The organism is Candidatus Neomarinimicrobiota bacterium (genome assembly GCA_021734025.1).
In the GTDB taxonomy this organism is placed as follows: domain Bacteria; phylum Fidelibacterota; class JAANXI01; order JAANXI01; family JAANXI01; genus JAANXI01.
This window is the reverse complement of the sequence record JAIPJS010000006.1, coordinates 58,179-79,693: the sequence shown is the minus strand read 5'-3', so window position 1 is coordinate 79,693 and position 21,515 is coordinate 58,179. Positions and strand designations below refer to the sequence as shown.

At 39.5% G+C, this 21,515-nt stretch carries 17 protein-coding genes; all 17 read left to right on the top strand.

The genetic code is table 11. The features are described from left to right. Positions 1-157 precede the first annotated feature (157 nt). The 17 genes from wecB to K9N57_08645 all read left to right on the top strand — a co-directional run bounded on the left by wecB (position 158) and on the right by K9N57_08645 (position 21,462). Complete coding sequence (wecB, locus tag K9N57_08725; GenBank protein MCF7804260.1) at positions 158-1,291, top strand: UDP-N-acetylglucosamine 2-epimerase (non-hydrolyzing); 1,134 nt, start codon at positions 158-160, stop codon at positions 1,289-1,291. Between the two features lie 531 nt (positions 1,292-1,822). After that, entirely contained in the window at positions 1,823-4,570 is a 2,748-nt protein-coding gene (locus K9N57_08720) for an SLBB domain-containing protein (GenBank protein ID MCF7804259.1), read from the top strand. Between the two features lie 46 nt (positions 4,571-4,616). Continuing rightward, positions 4,617-5,807 (top strand): hypothetical protein, encoded by a 1,191-nt coding sequence (locus K9N57_08715; protein ID MCF7804258.1) that lies wholly within the window; start codon positions 4,617-4,619, stop codon positions 5,805-5,807. 127 nt (positions 5,808-5,934) lie between these two features. Further along, on the top strand, positions 5,935-6,882 hold the full coding sequence (locus tag K9N57_08710) for a GDP-L-fucose synthase (protein MCF7804257.1): 948 nt from the start codon (positions 5,935-5,937) through the stop codon (positions 6,880-6,882). Between the two features lie 61 nt (positions 6,883-6,943). Then, positions 6,944-8,044: a GDP-mannose 4,6-dehydratase gene (gmd, locus tag K9N57_08705; protein ID MCF7804256.1), complete on the top strand. Its 1,101-nt coding sequence runs from the start codon at positions 6,944-6,946 to the stop codon at positions 8,042-8,044. A 246-nt stretch (positions 8,045-8,290) separates the two neighbouring features. Beyond that, positions 8,291-9,571, top strand: coding sequence for an O-antigen ligase family protein (locus tag K9N57_08700; GenBank protein MCF7804255.1), 1,281 nt, complete (start codon positions 8,291-8,293; stop codon positions 9,569-9,571). Positions 9,572-9,727: 156 nt separating this feature from the next. Then, complete coding sequence (locus K9N57_08695) at positions 9,728-10,957, top strand: CDP-glycerol glycerophosphotransferase family protein (GenBank protein ID MCF7804254.1); 1,230 nt, start codon at positions 9,728-9,730, stop codon at positions 10,955-10,957. Continuing rightward, entirely contained in the window at positions 10,950-12,383 is a 1,434-nt protein-coding gene (locus K9N57_08690; GenBank protein ID MCF7804253.1) for an oligosaccharide flippase family protein, read from the top strand. Before K9N57_08695 ends, K9N57_08690 begins: the two co-directional genes overlap by 8 nt. A gap of 40 nt (positions 12,384-12,423) precedes the next feature. Beyond that, the gene (gene tagD / locus K9N57_08685; GenBank protein ID MCF7804252.1) at positions 12,424-12,825 is read left to right on the top strand and encodes a glycerol-3-phosphate cytidylyltransferase; all 402 of its coding nucleotides are present in this window, start codon (positions 12,424-12,426) and stop codon (positions 12,823-12,825) included. Between the two features lie 72 nt (positions 12,826-12,897). Then, complete coding sequence (locus K9N57_08680) at positions 12,898-13,677, top strand: CDP-alcohol phosphatidyltransferase family protein (protein MCF7804251.1); 780 nt, start codon at positions 12,898-12,900, stop codon at positions 13,675-13,677. Between the two features lie 113 nt (positions 13,678-13,790). After that, positions 13,791-14,567: a glycosyltransferase gene (locus tag K9N57_08675; GenBank protein MCF7804250.1), complete on the top strand. Its 777-nt coding sequence runs from the start codon at positions 13,791-13,793 to the stop codon at positions 14,565-14,567. Next, entirely contained in the window at positions 14,567-15,268 is a 702-nt protein-coding gene (locus K9N57_08670; protein MCF7804249.1) for an acyltransferase, read from the top strand. The genes K9N57_08675 and K9N57_08670 overlap by 1 nt, the downstream gene beginning before the upstream one ends. Before the next feature lie 61 nt (positions 15,269-15,329). Further along, positions 15,330-16,433 (top strand): glycosyltransferase, encoded by a 1,104-nt coding sequence (locus K9N57_08665; GenBank protein MCF7804248.1) that lies wholly within the window; start codon positions 15,330-15,332, stop codon positions 16,431-16,433. A gap of 1 nt (position 16,434) precedes the next feature. Then, on the top strand, positions 16,435-17,568 hold the full coding sequence (locus K9N57_08660) for a DUF1972 domain-containing protein (protein ID MCF7804247.1): 1,134 nt from the start codon (positions 16,435-16,437) through the stop codon (positions 17,566-17,568). Positions 17,569-18,173: 605 nt separating this feature from the next. Then, the gene (gene rfbC / locus K9N57_08655; protein MCF7804246.1) at positions 18,174-18,743 is read left to right on the top strand and encodes a dTDP-4-dehydrorhamnose 3,5-epimerase; all 570 of its coding nucleotides are present in this window, start codon (positions 18,174-18,176) and stop codon (positions 18,741-18,743) included. A gap of 169 nt (positions 18,744-18,912) precedes the next feature. Beyond that, the gene (locus K9N57_08650) at positions 18,913-20,337 is read left to right on the top strand and encodes a sugar transferase (GenBank protein MCF7804245.1); all 1,425 of its coding nucleotides are present in this window, start codon (positions 18,913-18,915) and stop codon (positions 20,335-20,337) included. Positions 20,338-20,508: 171 nt separating this feature from the next. After that, on the top strand, positions 20,509-21,462 hold the full coding sequence (locus tag K9N57_08645) for an SDR family oxidoreductase (protein MCF7804244.1): 954 nt from the start codon (positions 20,509-20,511) through the stop codon (positions 21,460-21,462). Positions 21,463-21,515 lie beyond the last annotated feature (53 nt).

Genomic DNA, 21,515 nt, shown 5'->3' with positions numbered 1-21,515 from the left:
TCAAATGCGTATTTTCGAACAGGATATATTTACCTCTGTATCCCGCTTCACGGCAGGTACAGAGGAATGTAAAATAATCGATTGCACTAGTTTGGGCTGCGGACTACATTTTGCGCTCTTATGGAATAATGAATGCGGATAACTGGATAAACACGCTGTGAAAATTGATTTGATAGTCGGGGCCCGGCCGAATTTTATGAAGGCGGCACCCCTGTACCATGCTCTACAAAATCATCCAGAGTTGTTTGAGGTCAGATTAATCCATACCGGCCAGCATTACGACCGGAAAATGTCACGTATTTTCTTTGAGGAACTGGGCCTGCCAAAGCCGGATGTTTATCTTGGCGTCGGATCGGGGTCGCATGCCGAGCAGACCGGGGCGGTGATGACCGAGTACGAAAAGCTGCTCATAGACGATCCGGTGGATCTGGTCCTCGTGGTTGGCGATGTGAATTCCACCCTGGCCTGTTCACTCGTTGCAAAGAAGTTACATATTAAACTGGGACATATCGAAGCCGGGCTCAGGAGTTTCGACCGAAGAATGCCGGAGGAGATCAACCGGCTGGTGACGGACAGCGTTGCGGACTACCTGTTTACCACCAGCAGGGATGCGGATGAGCATCTGAAAAAGGAAGGGCACAGCGAGAATTCTATATTTTTCGTCGGCAACCTGATGATCGATTCGCTGGAGGAATTCCTCCCCCGGGCGGACTGTTCGAACCTCCTTGATTCTCTGGAAATTGAATCCGGCGAATACGGGCTGATTACGCTGCACCGGCCTTCGAACGTGGACGATGAGGAGATTTTTACCGGAATCCTGGAAGCCTTTCAGGAGATTCAGGGTGAGTTGCCGCTGATTTTTCCCGCCCATCCCAGGACAAAGCAACGGATACACGAACTGACTGCATCCGGTGCGCTGGAATCAATGCCCGGCTTGCATATTATTGATCCGGTGGGCTACCTGGAGTTTATTGGTTTAGAACGTGACGCGAAAATTATTTTAACGGACTCAGGCGGAATCCAGGAGGAGTCCACGGTGCTCGGCGTACCGTGTCTGACGCTCCGGGAGAACACGGAGCGGCCGGTGACGGTTGAGGTTGGGACGAATCGACTGGTGCATCCGGCCAAAGATGAAATTCTTGACGCGGTTCGAGCGGCCCTTGACGCAGCAGAGAGCTCCGGTGAGATTCCGGAATATTGGGACGGGCACGCTGCCGGACGCATCGTTGACATTTTAATTGAAGTGAATGCATTAATAGATGAGAGTAACGCAAGTACATTAAACTCATAGGTATTTACCGGTTGTTGAGAGTAATTTGTGTGATTTATCACATCCAGTTGTCGATTCTGGCATAAGTTGTTGAAAAGTACCGTTTGTCTGAATATTATTGCCAGAATATGGAGAAAGGAATAATTACTCCGAGGTGAATAGAGAAAAATCCCTGATGATTTTGACTTAATTCCCATTAAACATTGCGTAAGAACATTACAGGTGATTGATAATCCTGTAGGGTGCTGCTTGGCCGGCGTGCGTTTTAGAGTAGTTGGGTATGAAAGGTAAACTCCTTGTTCTGAGAGAGTTCGGAGCGGGGATGACATTGAGAAGAAGCAATTGCATGGCATAACACTCCATGATATAAATGGGAGTGAGGTGGCGAAGCCACGTCTAACAGGAAAGCCCGTAGTATTTGGCATGATTTGGATGCTAAAATTTATTGCTGTTTTCTCTTGAGTTTTCTTTTACCTTTGACAAATATTTCCGTGAGAACGAACTGATAGTAGTGTTGAGAGTAAGTAAATGAAAAATATTTTTGGGAACAGGATGATCAGCGGGGTACTGCCATACGTTTTTCTCCTGACAATGGGCATATTCCTCCTCCCGGTTGCGGTTCATCAACAGGTGCCGGGACAGGTGCAGGAAGAACTGGAACGGCAGGGGATGACCATCGAGGAGGCCCGGCAGCGGGCACGACAGCTGGGCATCGATCTGTCCAACCCCCAGCAGGCAACACAGCGTGCGCGGGAATTGGGCATCCCGGAATCCAGAATTCAGCAGATGCTGGACGCCTATCAAAGTGCGTCGCCGGAGCAACGGCAGTCGCAGCAGGATATGTTCTTCCGGGATGATACGACCGTTTGGGAGGATACAACGGCGTTGGCAGATACGACCGCCATGGCGCAGGATACCACCAAAGATACCACCCGTCGCGCGGTCGACAGTCTCCCGTATTTTGGATATAATTTATTTAAAAAGGTGCCTGACGCCTTTAAACCGACTGCGACTGGCCCGGTGGACGATGGGTATTTAGTTGGCCCGCAGGATGAGCTCCGGTTGGTGGTGTGGGGATCTGCGGAGTTTCAGTATGACCTGCCGGTAGACAAGGAAGGAAGAATTTATATCCCCAACGTGGGGCAGTTCACTGTCGCCGGGAAACAGTTGAGTACGCTGAGAGAAGAAATCAGACAGTGGCTATCCCGGAGTTATGCGGGACTTACGGCGAATCCGCCCACCGCTTATATGGATCTGACGGTCACCCGGCTTCGTCCTATTAAAGTGTATGTTTTGGGAGAAGTAAAACAACCGGGTGGTTATACCATCAGCAGTAATTCTACGGTATTTAATGTCCTCTATAGCGTGGGAGGGCCTCTCCGCCAGGGAAGTTTGCGTCAGATCAGTGTGATCCGGGATGGAAAAGTTGCGGCGACTGTCGATATGTACGGGTACCTGTTGAACGGGTACGAGCCCAGCGACCTCCGCCTGCAGAATAACGATCGGGTATTCGTGCCGCCCCGGGGCAAGACGGTTGCCGTTCGGGGACAAGTGAAACGTCCCGCATACTACGAGATGCTGGCGGATGAAACGTTTAAGGATCTGGTTGATTACGCCGGCGGGCTTACGGCGGAGGCGTATGCCGGACGCTTCCACGTGACCAGGATTATCCCCCTCGCTGAACGGGAAAACCCGTCGGTTGCCAGGGAGGTTTTGGACTTCAGCCTGACGAAGGTGCTGAGCGGTGAAAAGGATGTGAGTTTGGCCGATGGAGACCATGTCAGTATTTTCTCCATATTGAAGTCGTATCAAAACCGGGTATTTGTCAGCGGGGCGGTATACCAGCCGGGACAGTATGAGCTCAGCGACTCGGTTCGTACAATCCGTCAGCTAATTCTTCGGGCAGATAGCGTCCGCCCGGATGCCTATCTGGAAAAGGCTGATCTTATCCGGGTCAACAGGGATAGCACGGAACGGCAAATTTCTTTAAACCTCAATTTGGCATTTGAAGATCATCCCAGGCATAACCTCCCCCTGTTGCCTGATGATAGCCTGCGGGTGTATTCCCGGACGGATCTGGATACGATCAGACAGGTGGCTATCAGCGGGCAGGTTCGCAATCCCGGCGTATTTACCCTCCGGGACAGTATGACCGTGTATGACCTCTTGTTTAGAGGCGAGGGACTGCTTGACGAGGAGTATCTCAAGACGGTTTATCTGCCCCGGGCCGACCTCTTCCGGCAAACACCGGATGGCCGGCGGGAGATTGTGGTACCGTTTAACCTGGAGGAGGCTCTGAACGGTGACGGATTGGCGGAAGAGCGGTTACAACCACATGACGAAATCCGGGTTTATCCCCGCAAGGTGGAAGAGCGGGTTTCGGAAAAGTTTGTCAATATCAGTGGATCGGTCAAAAATCCCGGACAGTATCGTCTCCAGGAAAATATGACGCTGGAGGACCTTATCTTCAGGGCGGGTGGTTTCACCGAGGATTCGTATCTGGAGCAGGTGGAAATCTCCAGGCTCCTTGAGCCGGAAGCACAGGATGCCCAATCGAGAGCTAAAACCCTGACCATTCAGCTGCTACCTGAAGTGATGAGGGATTCGACTATTTCATTTGGAATTGATGATACGACACTGGCGCTCAGTAATGCCCGGACCTTTTCTATGCATCACCGGGACCGGGTTTATGTTCGTCGTGATCCGAATTTTAAACCCCAGAAGGTTGTTACTGTCAGCGGCGAGGTGCAATATCCTGGAGATTATACCCTGCGGGAGGAGAATGAACTGCTCTCCCAGGTATTGCGGCGTGCCGGAGGATTACGCACTACCGCCTATCCCAAGGGAGGCCGCCTGGTCCGGAAAGGGCAGAACGTGATCACCCGGATTGACCGGGCGCTGGAGGGCGAAGAACGGGCAGACGTCATCCTGCAGCCGGGAGATGAAGTTATTATACCACCCCAGCCGAACACTGTCTCCGTGCAAGGCAACGTAGCCAATCCCGGCCTTATCAAGTTCGAGGAAGGCCGGCGGCTCTGGTTTTATCTGGATCGCGCCGGCGGTGTTGGCGACCGGGTGGAACATGTGTACATCACACAAGCATCCGGAGCTACATTTGAAGTGGATCCGCGGTGGTACTGGCTTGATCCGAATCCCAAGGTGGATGACGGAGCGATCATCCGGGTGACCGAGGCACCGGAGCGCGAACGGGAGCCGTTCAACCTGGGACAAACACTGACCGATATCTCGCAAATTATTTCGACAACGCTGACGATACTAGTGTTAGCGAGTCGGTTGTGATTGTTAGGAAAAAATTGTTCATCGCTTACATTACCGATAAAAAGTAATGCCTGAAGATCCGAATAATAAAGCCCATAAAGATTATAATCAAAGAGATGATTCCTCTGCAGAACTTATAGCGTCTGACTATAGCGGGAGAAAAGTATCTTTACTTGACCTATTTCTATTAGTGCTTCGACGTAAAAGGGTTATTCTATATACGATAGGTTTTTGTATGATTATAGGGTTGTTCATCGCTCTTTTTGCTTCTCCGGAATATAAATCTTCTGCCACACTTATTAGAGAGATTGAAGCACAGGAAACTGGAATTGGGGGATTTTCTTCGCTAAGTCGGGGGTTGGGAGGCTTAGGCATTAATTTGGGTATTGCCACAACCGGGTTGACGGCCGAGGCGTACCCTGACATTATTAAAAGCAGGGAGGTTCGGCTAGCCGTTGTACGAGATGAATTTTACTTTTCCGAGCTTGGTGATACCCTAACTTTAACAGATTATTTTGACGGTGAAGCATCCATTATTTCAAGAATCCTTAACGTGCCAGGTAAATTCATTGAATCTTTTAAGAAAGAGCCAGCGAAGAGAGCAGTTATAAACACCTCTGGGGAAAGTTCCTATCCAAGTGAAGCAGAAGAATTAGCGATGAAAGTAGTATCTGAGATGCTTGCGGTTAACATCGATAGGGGAACTGGCTTAATGTCTATTGATGTAACAACTGAGGATCCTCTATTTTCAGCAAAGCTAGCAGAGAGTTTTATTGAGCACCTAAAAGACAGGATTCGGGGGATCAAAACACAAAAGGCACGAGACAATTTGGATTTTGTCCAAGAACGGTTTGTTGAGGCCGAAGTTATTTTAAGGCAAGCCGAAAAACAACTGGCCAACTTTCTTGATCGTAATACCAATCCGCAGACCGCGGAACTTCGGACTGAACAACAGAGATTACAACGGCATGTCAATTTCAAATCACAGCTCTATAGCGATCTTCAAACCCAACTCACTCAGGCTGAGATCGAGCTGCAGCGCAGTGAGCCGGTGATTACTGTCCTCGAGGAGCCAGTGCCTCCGATGGATAATAGCAAACCGAACAGAATGCTCACTGTAATTATTAGTCTATTTATCGGGAGTGTTCTGGGAATAAGCGTTGCATTCTTTCAGACAACAATTGACAATCTAAAAGAAGATGAAGAAGAAAGGGAGAAAATACAGGAGATTAAAGAACACCTGATTCCTGCACGATGAAGATGAATACGTAAAAAAAATAACCCTGTCTCTCTGAATCTGAAATTTTCGATAAATCTGATGATAAATAATTGTTTCGATTTATCTTACCAATACTAACGGAAAAAAATAGTTTTTCTAAATATTAATGAATAAAACTTCTAAAATTTATGTTGCAGGCCATACCGGGATGGTTGGCTCTGCTATCGTTCGCAGACTGCAGGATGAAGGTTACGATAACTTAGTATTAAAAATACATTCCGAGTTAGACCTACTTCGTCAGAATGAAGTGGAAGATTTTTTTAAACAGGAACAACCGGAATATGTTTTCGTGGCGGCTGCAAAAGTGGGCGGTATTTTGGCCAATGATACCTACCGGGCGGAATTTATCTACGAAAACCTCCAGATTCAAAATAACATCATCCAAAACGCCTATAAAAACGGTGCAAAAAAGCTGATTTTCTTGGGTAGCTCCTGCATCTACCCGAAACATGCGCCCCAGCCGATGAAAGAAGAACACCTTCTGACCGGTGAACTCGAGAAGACCAACGAACCATACGCTATTGCCAAAATTGCTGGCATCAAAATGTGCGAAAACTATTATCGTCAGTATGGTTCCAATTTCTTCTCAGTTATGCCAACCAACCTTTACGGTCCAAACGATAACTTTGATTTAAAAACGTCTCATGTCCTTCCTGCACTCATTAGAAAATTCCATGAAGCCATAGAAGAGGGGAGTGATCGGGTCGTTTTATGGGGAACGGGGGAACCGAAACGAGAATTTCTCCATGTCGATGATATGGCTGACGCCTGCGTCTACCTAATGAAAACAATTGATGCAGGGCAAGTTTATGGTAAAGACATCACCCACATCAACATAGGAGTTGGTGAAGACCTCAGCATTAATAATTTGGCAAAAATCATTGCGGAAATAGTTGGCTATCAAGGAGAAATCGACCATGACACTGCTAAGCCGGATGGAACGCCACGGAAATTATTGGATGTGTCTCTGCTACAGAAGTTAGGTTGGACTCATTCTATCTCATTGAGAGAAGGGATTCAGCAAACATATCATTGGTTTCTTGCAAATCATTAAATGATTTAATTTACTATTTCTACACAAATACGAATAATGTAATATAGACGGAATGGGTGAAATGAAAAAAGCACTTATAACGGGGATTACTGGTCAGGATGGTTCTTATCTCGCAGAACTTTTAATGGAAAAGGGTTATGAAGTTCATGGAATTATTCGCCGGGCCAGTACCTTCAATACAAAACGTATTGATCATTTATATAAAGATCCCCATACAGAGGATGTGCAAATGTTTCTACATTATGGGGATATGACTGATAGTAGCAATTTAAACCGGCTGCTTGAAAAAATAGAACCTGATGAAATATATAATCTCGCGGCACAGAGCCATGTTAAAGTTTCGTTCGAAGTTCCTGAATATACGGCGGAAGTAGATGGTATAGGTGTTTTGCGGTTTCTGGATGCCATTAAAGAGGTTGGTTTAAAGGATGCGACCAAGTTTTATCAGGCGTCTACGAGTGAAATGTATGGCAAAGTCCAGGAAGTACCTCAAAATGAGAATACCCCATTTTACCCCCGAAGTCCATATGGGGTTGCGAAATTATATGCATATTGGATTGTCAAAAATTATCGTGAAGCATATGATCTGTTTGCTGTTAATGGGATTTTATTTAACCATGAATCGCCCCGACGAGGAAAAACGTTTGTGACACGCAAGATTACACGTGCAGCGGCAAGAATTCAACAGGGCCTGCAATCAAAACTGTACCTCGGGAATCTGGATGCCAAACGGGACTGGGGATACGCTCCAGAATATTGCAAAGGAATGTGGCGAATGCTTCAGCAAGAAAGTCCGGATGATTACGTTCTTGCCACAGGTGAAACTCATACGGTGCGGGAATTCGTTGATTTGGCATTTCGTGAAGTCGGACTTCAGTTAGTTTGGCAAAACGAAGGTAAGGAAGAAATCGGTATAGTAGCTGCTATTACTGATGACAACTATACAGGGGATATACAATGTGGAGATGTTCTCATTGAGGTGGATCCCAAATATTTTCGGCCCACAGAAGTGGATGTTTTAATTGGTGACGCTTCGAAGGCAGCTGATAAATTAAACTGGAGAAGCCGCTTATCTTTTGAAGAGTTAGTTCACGTTATGGTTCAATCTGACTGGTCTGATTTACAGGAAGAGAAACGCTACGGAGGCACTCTTAGTATTTGAATTTCTGTTCTAAAATTGATCCTATATCAAGGCTAAGGTATTACAGTGATCCATTTTTAAAGAGTACACTCATTGTTTCTTTCTGATATTGCTTGGAAATTTTGAAATTTAAGGAAAAAATATCAATAAATAGGGGTGAAGGAATTCAGATTTTTATCTGAATATTATGATAGATTTCCTATAGATGATAAATATATTTGATGGCAATTTTCATCTGTTGTATTAGGCCGGAATTCTTCTAAAAGTATGGATCTTTATCTTAATAAATATAACACGGTTGCTGTGTATTTTTTCTTGGTGAGTATTCATGTCTTATTAATGTATGCGTTTAAAGGGTATATGGGCTTAAATATAAATGCGCCATCTTTCATTTTAATTAAACTTTGGAAAGAGTTGGTCATTTCCCTTTTTATTTTAGTGAATGTTGTTATGACATCATACAGAAGGAATAAAATTGAATTCCGTATGATCCTACTTGATGATTATATAGTTTTATTCTTACTGCTCGGTATATTATATATACCGATTGGGGGAAATCTCACAACATCAATTTGGAGTTTTAGGAGCCTTTACGAAATTTTCTTTTTTTACATGGCGGGTCGGTTTTTTGTCTTTACCATAGATGGGTATGCTAAAGTTTTAACCCGGATGATTGGTATTGCCGTATTGGTAAGTATTTTTGCGGTTATTCAAGTTAAATATTTGGGAACTAATTTTTTTTATGATGTCTATAATGTTGATAAACTTGCCGTCGCGCATACAGCCTATGGGTATGAGCAAATTAGAGCGACCTCTACCTTTATAACTGCCCATGAATTTGGCTTATTTATAGTTCTTCAAATTTTATTTATACCTTTTCTTTGGAATTACTACGACAGTAATAAAGTGAAAATATTTTTAAGTACTTCGCTTCTCATAATTTTGGTAGGTCTTGTATTTTCTCTCTCAAGAAGTTCTATAGTGATTTTATTTGTATGTGGTATAATATATTTAGGTAGGAATTTTAAAAGATTACCTGTTTACTTAATATTAGGAATATTTGTTTTCTACGTTTTGCATTATACGGGAGCAATTCAAAATCTCTCGTATATTTTTATAGGAATGGATCCCTCTAGTAGCGGCAGGTTGGATGTCTTAAATGAAGCAGTGCATTTCATTATGGACCACCCGTTTGGTTCTGGTCTAGGAACTGTAGGTGTAGTTGTAAGAAGATTTATACCAACTGCTCCTCAGTTTGAAGGAGAATTATTTAACATTCTCGCTCAATTGAGTATCGTCGGGTTATTAATTTATATTTCTATCTATTTTCAAACATTTAAACAGATTAAGTCAGCTTTTCATTCTGAAAATAAGTCCATCACAAATTTTTCTATCAGCGTATTTCTGTTGGTATTGGCGTTAGGATTGAGAGAATTAATTCTCCCAAGAGATTTTAGCAATTATTCATGGGGGTGGTTTATGATTGGTTCGTTTGTTAGCTCAAAATATTACTGGACACAAAATTTTAAAAACTTAGTAAGGAGATGACCAATTTAGATAGTTCTTAAAGTAGTCAGTCGGTTTGTAGTCTCTCTGAAATGAACGTAATTGAAGCATGGTACCCCAATATTAATTGAACATTCTAATATAGATTCAAATAGATCGTATCGATTAAGAAATAATTTAATTACTAGGATTCGATGTATGAGTTTTAATAAACTTAAAAAATCAAGTATAATACTTCTCGGCCTTGCTGTAAAAATTATTGCCCTTGTTGTACGTCCAAATAAAGACTATTGGGTATTTGGTGCTGGAAAGGGAGAGGATTTTATCGACAACTCAAAATTTCTTTTTTTACATGTTGCACATCATAATCGAAAAATTCATCCGATTTGGATTACGACTAATAAGCGTGTCATTTCCCAACTGAGAACGGAAGGTTACGAGTGCTACCACAATTACTCCGCAAAAGGCATTTTTTCCATATTAAAAGCAGGTGTAGGAATTCTTTGTACTAACCGGTCAGATATACATTTTTTTCAACCATCAAAGGATAAAATTCTAGTAAATTTATTTCATGGTATGCCTATCAAAAAAATCATATATGACTTTGAAGGCCATAATTTAAAACGAAATCCCTTTTATGATAAAATATGGAATGTTTTTGCAGCGACTTCTAAATGGGAAGACTCAAGATTAATTCCGAGCACCGCCGAATTTTTTAATGAATCATTGAGCACTGCTTTTAAGACAGAAAATGTGTATGTCACTGGTTTACCAAGAAATGATATTTTTTTTTATGACACGCATGTTAAAGAAAAATTTAAAGGTATTGACAATCATAAAAAATGGAAATTGAGTGATAAAAGGATTGTATCGTATTTACCAACCCATCGCAAATTTGGTAAAGGCAAAATAAACCCAATACCATTTATCGATGACCAAGAAATGCAAGATTTCCTTAGTAATGCCAATACAATACTGTTGTATAAGGCACATTATAATTATGCCATCCATAAGGATAGAATACCTGATGAAAAGAGCGTGATGAACATCAGTCACTGGGACATTGATACCCAATACCTGTTGAAAATATCTGACGTTCTTATCACTGATTATTCAAGCTGTCTATTCGATTTTTTACTCCTCGATCGCCCTATTCTATTATATTTCTATGATAATTATGCAATAGAGGATAATCACCTGTATTTTGATATAGAAGACCCGCATTATGCTCCAGGCCCTATAATTCGTAATCAGAAAGAGTTAAAACGTATATTAGTTGGGGTAATAGAGACGGGAGATCCTTTTCGTCAAAAAAGACAAAAGTTTGTGCAGAAGTATCACAAATTTCGGGATGGTAAAAGCAGTTTACGTATAGTCGAATCTATCAATAATATCCTGTCCGATCGAGGTGATTTAAGCGATGTATGATAAATTAAAATCCCTCACGGCCGATATCTCCATCTACGGTTTGGCCGAACTCTTAAATCGGATGATGCAGGTCCTTTTTCTACCAATAATTTTTATCTACATCAAGCCTCACGACTTTGGTGTATTGGATTTTTTCTTAACTGCAAAAAACTTATTATCTATTGGATTAGGTTGGGGTATAATAACCGCGATTCAACGATATGCCTATAAAGATATTGAGGCGAAGTTTACTGAAGTAGTTTCAGTTTCGATTTGGTACATATTAATTATTGATATTGTAATAGGATTGCTAATATTAATAGGTCTCTACGTCTTTTTAAATGAAAATAATATAGTCTATTTTGATGCTGTTGTCGTTACAGTCTCAATATCTGTATCTTTTGCGTTGCGATCTGTAGCACTAGGAGTTTTACGTTTAAAGAGAAAACCGAAGAAGTTTTTAATTGTTACAGTGAGTAATGTGGTTTTCTATTTATTGCTCACATTTTTATTTATCAAATTTTTGGATTTAACTTATATGGCCTTTTTATATGGTGGCCTGATTGCCATCATGCTCTCGACTTTAATCGGTATTCTTTTCATAAGGGAGTGGATAACCTTAAATCTAAATTTAAATTTGGCTCGACGGATTTTAGGATTTGGTGTTTCTGTATTATCAACCTCAATGGCCTTTCAATTTATCAACAGTTCAAATCGGTTTTTTTTAAAAATAAATAACAGTTTCAGCGATATTGCTATGTTGGGAATGGCTAATCGGCTTTCGGTGTTCGTTGGAGGATTACTCATTGCACCTTTTGGCTTAGCATGGCTTCCGTTTGTCAACGAAAATTTCAGCCGAAACGATTTTCCGGAAATTTTCCGAAAGGTTTATATCTATGTCACTTACGTCGGTCTCTTATTGACTTTAACGATCAGTCTTTTTGCTAGTAATATTTTAGACCTCGCAAATGATATCGAATATGTCAACTCAGCAATTTATGTGCCGATTTTTTCATTGGTATTTGTTTTTCAGGGTTTTTATTACCTTTTCTCAACCGGGATTTATCTCCAAAAGGGTAGAAAAAATTACTATACTATCGCACTTGTCAGTTCAATATTTAATATTGTAATGTATATATTATTGTTAAATGTTCTTAATGTAATGATCGTGAGTTTGATTACGCTTGGTACATATGTGTTGATCTTTCTTATGGCATATTATTTTGGACAAAAAATGATCCAAGTATCAGTATTTAATACAGAAGTTGTATCCTGTTTTTTGACTTTTATTGTACTCATGGTCGTTAATTTGAATTATCTGCCAGCCATGTGGGCAATTCATGAAATAGTTTTTAAAATACTATCTGTAGTGGTGTTTGTTGGATTATTGTTTATAATACCCTCAATGCGAAAGGATGTTTCGTTAATCATAGCCAAGATAGGTTAACAATTTTGATATAATTTTAATTTCGAAGGATTAGTTATTTATGAGTAGAAAAGTTATAACTTACGGTACTTTTGATCTATTTCATTTTGGCCATTTAGAGCTGCTTCGGCGGGCGAGAGAATTGGGAGATTATCTAATAGTAGCGGTCTCAACAGATAAATTTAACAAAATTAAAGAAAAACGATGTATCTATAAATTTGAGCATCGAATAAAGATAGTGGAGGCTATCCGTTACGTAGATGAAGTTATTCCGGAGAATCGTTGGGAACAAAAGCGTGACGATATCCTATCAAAGAATGTTGATATTCTTGTTATGGGAGATGATTGGGAGGGTAAGTTCGACGAATTGAACGATGTATGTGAAACTGTCTATTTACCCCGCACCTCTAAAATTTCTACTACAGATATTGTGAAAAACATTGAGCAAAACAATTACCGTTAATAGTAAGATGTTTTAGCAAAGAGGTTAATAGTTAAACGAATTTATTGCAAAAAAATATTAGAGTACTAATCTATGAAAATACAAGATGTTAAAAATATTACGAGTAAAGGTAGTCGCGACCCTTTTTTAACCAACAGAATTTTTTTTCGACATATCTCAGTATATGTCACGTATATCTTTCTTAAACTGCGTATCCCAGCAAATACAGTGACTTTTCTAAGCTCAATTGTTGCAATAACAGGAGCATTTTTACAGGTTTATAACGATATGCAAATACTATTGATTAGCTGTGTTCTACTAAACTCCTATTATATATTGGATATGGCTGATGGAGAAATTGCCCGGTACAATATTAAAAAAGGAAAAAGGCAACCTAATGAGGCCGGACCGTATTTTGATGCTCTGGTACACTACTTCCTTACTCCACTCCTTTTTTTCTCTGTTGGATTATTTTGCTATCATAAATATGGAGCAGAGATATATCTTTGGGCCGGATTGATTGTGGGAATGTGGTTATCATCATACGCCCAATCTGCCGCAAATAGAGTTATACTCGACTTCTTACTTCAAGGAAATCGAGATCCCAATGGAAAAATTATTGATGAACTTTGGAGGGATAACAAGTACGACAACTCAAAGGCTTCCATTAAACAAAGGGTGAGGTTCCTAATAAGAGAAGCATTTTCTTCTCAAGGACAAATTATTACTCTTACTTTATTGATAATTTTGGATTGGATATTCCAACCAGGAATATCATTTCGAGCTTACTATTTATTGATTATGGCTGGAATCGCATTGCTTAATATGCCTCGTGTTTCGTATAAGTATTTTCGAATGCTAAAAGAATTATAATTTGACAAATGGGCCTAAGAAATATTTTCAGACTTGGGTATTAATTTTTCTAGTTTTGTGTTTTCAATGTTTATAAGACAGCAAATTAATAATAAAAAAATGGTATAAATGCTTTGAAGGAACTCCCCAAAATATCAATAATTACACCTTCGTTTAATCAGGGTGAATTTATCGAGAAAACTATTCAAAGTGTAATAAATCAGGATTATTCAAATACTGAATACATTGTTATTGATGGCGGCTCTAGCGATTCGACTGTTGAAATAATAGAGCAGTATGAAAAACATATTACGTATTGGATAAGCGAGCCGGATACAGGGCAATCCAACGCAATTAATAAAGGATTGAAAAAGGCAACCGGTGAAATATGGGCGTATTTATGCTCTGATGACACCTATAATGAAGGAGTTCTTCAGTCAGTGGCGACTGTGTTTCAGGAAAATCCGAATTGCGATTTAATATATGGCGGATGCAACTTCATAAATGAAAATAATATAGTCACACGGGTAAAGCGACCAGGTGAGTTTAATCGGAAAAAGTTATTAATGGGTAATTATTTATATCAGCCCTCAGTATTTTTGCGAACAAATATATTTCAACGATTCGGGTTATTTTCCGAAGAACTCAACTATAGTATGGACTATGAATATTGGCTGCGGATCAGTAAAGAGGCGAATTTTTGTTATATCGATAAAATTCTCTCAAATTATAGGCTTCATACTAATTCTAAATCAATGGACCAAATTGTGTCTATGGTAAGGGAATCATCGAAGGTACGCAAACGATATGGAGCTGGATGGCGAGCCGATTTGGATTATATATTATTTGTTATGTGGGGACAACACTACTACCGATTTAAACGCAGGTTTTTTGAGTGGATAAGCGCATAATGAAATCTTTATTTGAAAAGTTATTTCGTCGTATTAAAAAAGATAAATCGTTTACACTTCATGAACAGTGGACATTACTCCCAGTGGTTACTATGCTTCTTTCAATGGCGATGAGTCTTGTTCGAGGAAAGTGTGTAGGAATAAACTTTAAGAAGCAAGAGGGATTTATATTTGTTAAAAAAGGTGTCAGGTTGATGAATACTCATCATATAGAAGCAGGTAAAAACCTAATATTAGAGGAAGGTTGTGAAATTAATGGATTAGCTAAAAAAGGTATAAAATTTGGTACAAATGTTACCGTTGGAGCGTATGCGCTTATTCGACCGAGTAATTTTTACGGTGGAGAGCCGGGTGAAGGGCTGAAGGTAGGTGATAATTCTAATATTGGGCCATACAGCTATATCGGATGCTCGGGATACATAGAGATAGGTTGCAATGTAATGTTTGGTCCCAGGATTAGTGTTTATTCAGAGAACCATAATTTTCAGCGAACTGATATTACAATCAAAGAGCAAGGCATAGAAAGGCAGTTCGTCAAAATTGAGGATGATTGCTGGATAGGTTCTAATAGCGTCATATTGCCGGGCGTTACTATCGGCAAAGGTGTTGTTGTAGCTGCAGGAAGCATCGTAACTAAAGATATTGCCCCCTATTCTGTTGTTGCTGGCAATCCTGCTCGTATATTAAAAAATAGAAATTAAATTAATTGTGAACATTCTATTTATTCATTCCGCGTCAGATTTGTATGGCTCCGGGAAAATAATGTTATATGTTATCGATGCTTTGCAATCGAAAGGACATGTGTGTCAAGTATGTGTCCCCAACGAAGGGCCGTTAGTTAGTGAATTACGTAAAAGAAAATGTAAAATCCAAACGATGGAATTGGGAATTATACGAAGGAAATATCTTAATTTTTTTGGGCTATCCAATAGGATTTATGCCCTAGTATGGTCAATACTTAAATTGGGAAAGATCATTAGAGAAGATAAGATTGATGTAATTTACTCGAATACGTTAGCCGTTTTATGCGGTGCATTTGCGGCAAAATTTTTTCAAAAAAAGCATATTTGGCATATTCATGAGATTATTGACTCTCCCAAAATATTTGCACTATTTCTATCTGTTCTGATACAACACCTATCTGATTCGGCAATAGCAGTTTCAACACCGGTGAAGAAATACTGGGATACCATTTATAAGAGGAAATCTGAAAAGGATATTATTAAAATTATTCATAATGGGATACCATTGGAAGATTTTGATGTATCTCGATCCTCACTAAGAGAAGAAATAGGATGTGATGACCGGTGTACTATTGTTGGAATGATAGGAAGGGTTCACCACTGGAAAGGACAAGACTATTTCCTTAAAATGGCAAATAAAATTCATCAAGATTTCGAAAATGTCCGATTTATTATGGTAGGTGATACGTTTTCTGGGTACGAATATTTATATGAGAATTTGTCTAAATTAATACAGGGTTTTGGTTTGGAAAACGTTGTTTACGACCTTGGTTATAGAAGGGATATACCTAACTTACTAAAAGGGTTTGATGTTTTTGTATTGCCTTCAACCCTTCCAGACCCTTTGCCGACAGTGGTGTTGGAAGCAATGGCAATGCAGGTACCGGTTGTAGCAACTGCACATGGGGGAGCTTTGGAAATGGTTGAACATGGAAAGACAGGATATCATATTCCATGGGATAATGCGAAAGCCGGTTCTGTGTACATTGAAAAATTAATATCAGATAAAAAAAAGAGGGTAGAATTTGGGAATAGAGGGCGCAGACGTCTTGAGACATTTTTTACATTAGATGCGTTTAAGAAGAACATTTCCGCAGTTGTATCTAATGTCGTACCCAGCTGATATGTTAAATACGAAAAGAATTGCAATAATTGGAACCCGAGGCTATCCTTATGTATATAGTGGCTACGAAACGTTTATAAGAGAATTGCTAGGTCGATTAAACCACAAGTTTGATTTTCACGTTTATTGTCATCGCCAGCTATTTGAGAATAAACCCAAAAAAGTGAACAATGTTACCTTGCATTACCTGCCTGCAATTCAGAAGAAGTCTCTAAGCCAGTTATCCAATAGCATTTTAAGTACTATGCACGCTCTATTCATGCGTTATAATATGATTTTATATGTCAATACGGCAAATGGCCCATTGGGGTTGTTGACCAAAATATTTGGAACTAAAACGGCTATAATTACAGATGGTTTAGAATGGGAAAGACCCAAATGGGAGGGGATTGGAGGGAAGTATTTTCTTTGGGCTTCTCAAAAAGCCACCAAGTACATGGATGTGCTCATTTCAGACAGCAAAGAGATGAAAAAAGTTTATGAGAAGAAATTTAACGCTGATTCTGTAGTGATCGCGTATGGAGCGAATTTGGTACGAGAGGAAAGCCAAACGACTACTGATGCATTCATAAATTTTTGTAAGATTCACGGTTTGAAGGCACGGGGTTATTACCTAATTGTTGGACGATTGGTACCAGATAATAATGCGGAACTTTTAATCGAAGGATTTCACAAAAGTAACTCCACCAAAAAGTTAGTCATCGTCGGTGATACGCCGTATCACGATCAGTGGGCTTCCAGAGTGAAATCTTATATGTCTGACAAAATAATCTTTACCGGTTATATTCGAGATCAAAATTTTTTAAATGATCTTTTTTTAAAGTCTTATGTCTATTTACATGGTCATGAATATGGTGGGACAAATCCGTCGTTATTAACGGCTCTTTCAAAACGATGTGCGGTGTTGGCTTTGGATACTAGATTTAGCAGAGAAGTTTTGCTTAATGGTCAATATGGAAGGTTCTTTGAAAAAAATGTACAATCACTGCGAGAACAAATAGAATCTCTGGAGCAAAACGAAAACTTAGTAGACAAATTGAAGAGAAGTGCTCCTAAACGGATTCAGGAGAGATACACTTGGGAGAAGATCGCAAAACAGTATGAGGAGCTGTTCCAAATAACCATATCAGGCTAAACTTATAAGGACAGCACTAAATTTAAGGCTCATGACTAGAACAGCATACCAGAAAAATGGTATATTTCAGCCTTGGTGCGGGTTATTATGTTTTCAAATCGTCAAAAATCCCTAAAGATCAATTCGGGCATTAGTACAACTGTTTGCCCTGGATATTGAAGTCGCCAAATTTGTAGCGATACTCGACTTGCCGCGGAACAATTTTAATTGGTTATTGCGGGCAGGGCGTGAACATAATATTGTCTTCTTTGAGACCGAATCACCATCCGGCGGCGAAATGGAAGTCGATGAAAGTAAATTCTGAGCAAAGGGATTCACAAGTAGAGGGGCCCTAAAGAGTTTGGATACAGTGATTCATAATGATGGGATATTGAGGTATGGTTGTTATGGGCAATAACAACCATTTTCGAGTCTATCAAAAACCCTGCGGACCAAATTACGGGGGATAGCCAACCCAACACCCTATTTGCATTTGAGAAATCGACTCCAGATTTAATCATTGGCATGAATACTTGTATCCATTGAGACTTAAATTATGTCGAAAAAAAATCCACAGTTCTATTCAGAGGCCTAGAATTATTACAACAAGAAAGTGTAAATAATTGATGGAAATAGTTAAAGAGCCGCTCAACGGACTGTTAATAATAAAACCAGATATTTACGAGGATGAAAGAGGTTTTTTTCTGGAAACTTGGCAACAAGAACGATATAGATGTATAGGTATAAAAAATAAATTTGTGCAGGATAATTGGTCCCGTTCTTTCAAAGGAGTTTTGCGTGGCCTTCATTATCAAAGAAGCCAACCTCAGGGCAAACTGGTGAGTGTCCGTAGAGGTAGAATCTTCGATGTAGCGGTAGACTTGAGAAAAAACTCAAAGACATTTGGAGTTTGGTATGGTGAGATTTTAAGCGATAAAAATCATGTTCAAATGTATAGCCCTCCAGGGTTTGCACACGGGTTTTCTGTATTATCTGAATGCGCCGATGTGAATTATAAATGTACTGCTTATTATCAACCTAACGATGAATACGGAATTATTTGGAATGACCAGGACTTAGCAATTGACTGGATGATTAAAAATCCTATAATATCTGAAAAGGATAAAAAATTTAGTTCATTTAGTAAAATTAAAGCATCCAATAAATTGCCAAAACCTGTGAATGTATCATTATGATCTATTAATTAGTTTATTTACATTTATTTTAACCTATAGTTCAAAAAAAGAAAAATCGAAGTTCTGCTAAGTTAATAAGTATAAATTGTAGTATAAAAAAAATGTAATAATTATTTAAAAGTTTTTAAAACTATTCCGTTATATTCTAAACCATCATAATAGTAAAAAAATGGTAAAAAAAAACTGGCCTTTATTGTATAGCATGCTCATACTTGTCTTTGATTATCTTTTAATGAATGCAGCATTTATTTCTGCTTTATATTTGCGATTTTCATCATTTACAATCATTGAAGATTATATCGCGTTATTAGTCGTTGCTAATATCGTGTTTTTTCCGATTGCCATTGTGAATGGCGTATATCGAGGGACTTTTAAAATTCCACTGCCAACACAAAAGCGACAATTAAAGGTTGTGATTATTATGTTGGCATTCATTTTAGCGCTGTTTGTTTTTTTGGCAAAGGGAGAGGACTATTCCCGGGCAGTCATTATTATTTTCCTGATGAGTCAATATTTTTTACTTTCGGTATGGCGCTCTCTAGCATACAGGTTAAATCAATTCCTTTTAAAGCATGGCTTCGGAAAAAAACGAAGCATAATAATAGGCACTGATAGGCATGCAGTTGAATTTTACGACATACTGAAAAATCATTATAGAAATCATTATCAGATATACGGATTCGTTGTCAACGGCGCTCCGGAAAAAACGCTAAACTCAATCAGAGATTCGATTATCGGGAAGGAGGAGAATCTACCGGATATTCTGGAAACGCATCCCACAGATAACATTTTTATTGTGAAAGAGACCTTGTCGGACAGCCATGTAAACGGTATTCGGCAATCGGCCAGACGATATCACGCGAAAGTAAAGGTAGTTTCTCCTAAGACCGATGATTTAATTCAACGATTAAATATCCGGGATATCACCGGAATTCCATTTAGCACGGGCCCCATTCGTTACCGGTATATGTTTGTACGTGAGAAGTTAAAACGAATGTTTGACTTATTTGCAGTAATAGTGGCAAGTGTGATTCTCGCGCCGATGGGCCTCCTTATTGCATTATTAATTAAAATGACATCAAAAGGACCAGTATTTTTTAAGCAGGACCGATCATTATATAAGGGGGAAAATACCTTCTCATTTCTAAAGTTTCGTACCATGTATGAGAACGCAGAAGAATTAAAAGACGAATTACGGAATCAAAACGAATCTGACGGGGCGCTCTTTAAAATGAAAAACGATCCTCGGGTTACACCCATTGGGAAAATATTGCGAAAGTATAGTCTGGATGAAATTCCGCAGTTTATAAATGTTCTCAAGGGAGAGATGAGTATTGTGGGACCTCGTCCACTGCCAGTTGAAGATTTCGAGATGTTAAATGGTGATTTAAAGAAATATAATTGGTGCAAAATACGCGGTGAAGCCAAGCCAGGGATTACAGGGTTATGGCAAATATCTGGTCGCAGTGATCTTTCCTTTGAAGAAATGTGTTTGCTAGATTTATATTACATAGAAAATCAATCAATACTATTTGATATTGAAATAATATTCGATACTATTCCAATTGTTCTTCTCGGTAAAGGAGCTTACTAATTGCACAAAATACCCGGTTATTATATTCATTCAGTTCTATTTGTCGGCGAAATCATTACCGAGATACCCAATCATAGAATCATTTAATATAATCTCAGAGATTCACCTATGTACAAAGAGTGATTTTTTGCGAATCGTGTCCAATCCCGAAAATCAATAGAAGGAATTCTAATGGATCGTTATACAAAAAAACGGACAATCGTTACAGGTGGCGCTGGTTTCTTGGGTTCGCATCTCAGTGAGGCACTACTCGGAAAAGGCCATGATATCCTATGTATTGATAACTTTTACACTGGTAGTAAAGCAAACATCGAACATCTGATTGAGAATCCTTATTTCGAACTCATGAGGCATGACATAACGATTCCCCTATATATCGAAGGTGATGAAATTTATAATTTAGCGTGTCCTGCTTCACCAATTCATTACCAAAGAGATCCCGTACAAACAACGAAAACTTCTGTGCACGGTGCAATTAATATGTTAGGGCTTGCTAAAAGATTGAATGTAAGAATACTCCAGGCTTCAACCAGTGAAGTATATGGGAATCCGCAAATTCATCCACAAACAGAAGAATATTGGGGGTACGTAAATCCGATTGGACCGCGCTCCTGTTACGATGAAGGAAAACGTGCAGCCGAAACTCTATTTTTCGATTATTACCGTCAACACCAGCTAGAGATAAAAGTTGTTAGAATCTTTAATACTTTTGGTCCTCGAATGCATCCCAATGATGGGCGTGTTGTGAGTAATTTTATTATGCAGGCTTTACAAGATTCACCTATCACCGTATATGGTGATGGTAAACAAACCCGTTCTTTCTGCTACGTGGATGACTTAATAAGTGGGATGATCAAAATGATGGAGTCTAATGCTTGTGTTACCGGACCCTTAAATTTAGGGAACCCGGTGGAGAGCACAATTCTGGAATTAGCAGAAAATATTATAGAACTTACAGGTTCCAATTCAACAATAGTATTTCGGGATCTTCCGCAAAATGATCCTGAACACAGAAAACCTGATATCAGTATGGCAAAAGAAGTGATTAACTGGGAACCCAAAATAACATTAAAAGAAGGTTTGAAACATACTATTAAATATTTTGATGAGTTGTTATCAAAATAGTAGTCCATCTAAATTAAATTTAAATAATTAATAGGAAGTGATTAGTATTTTCA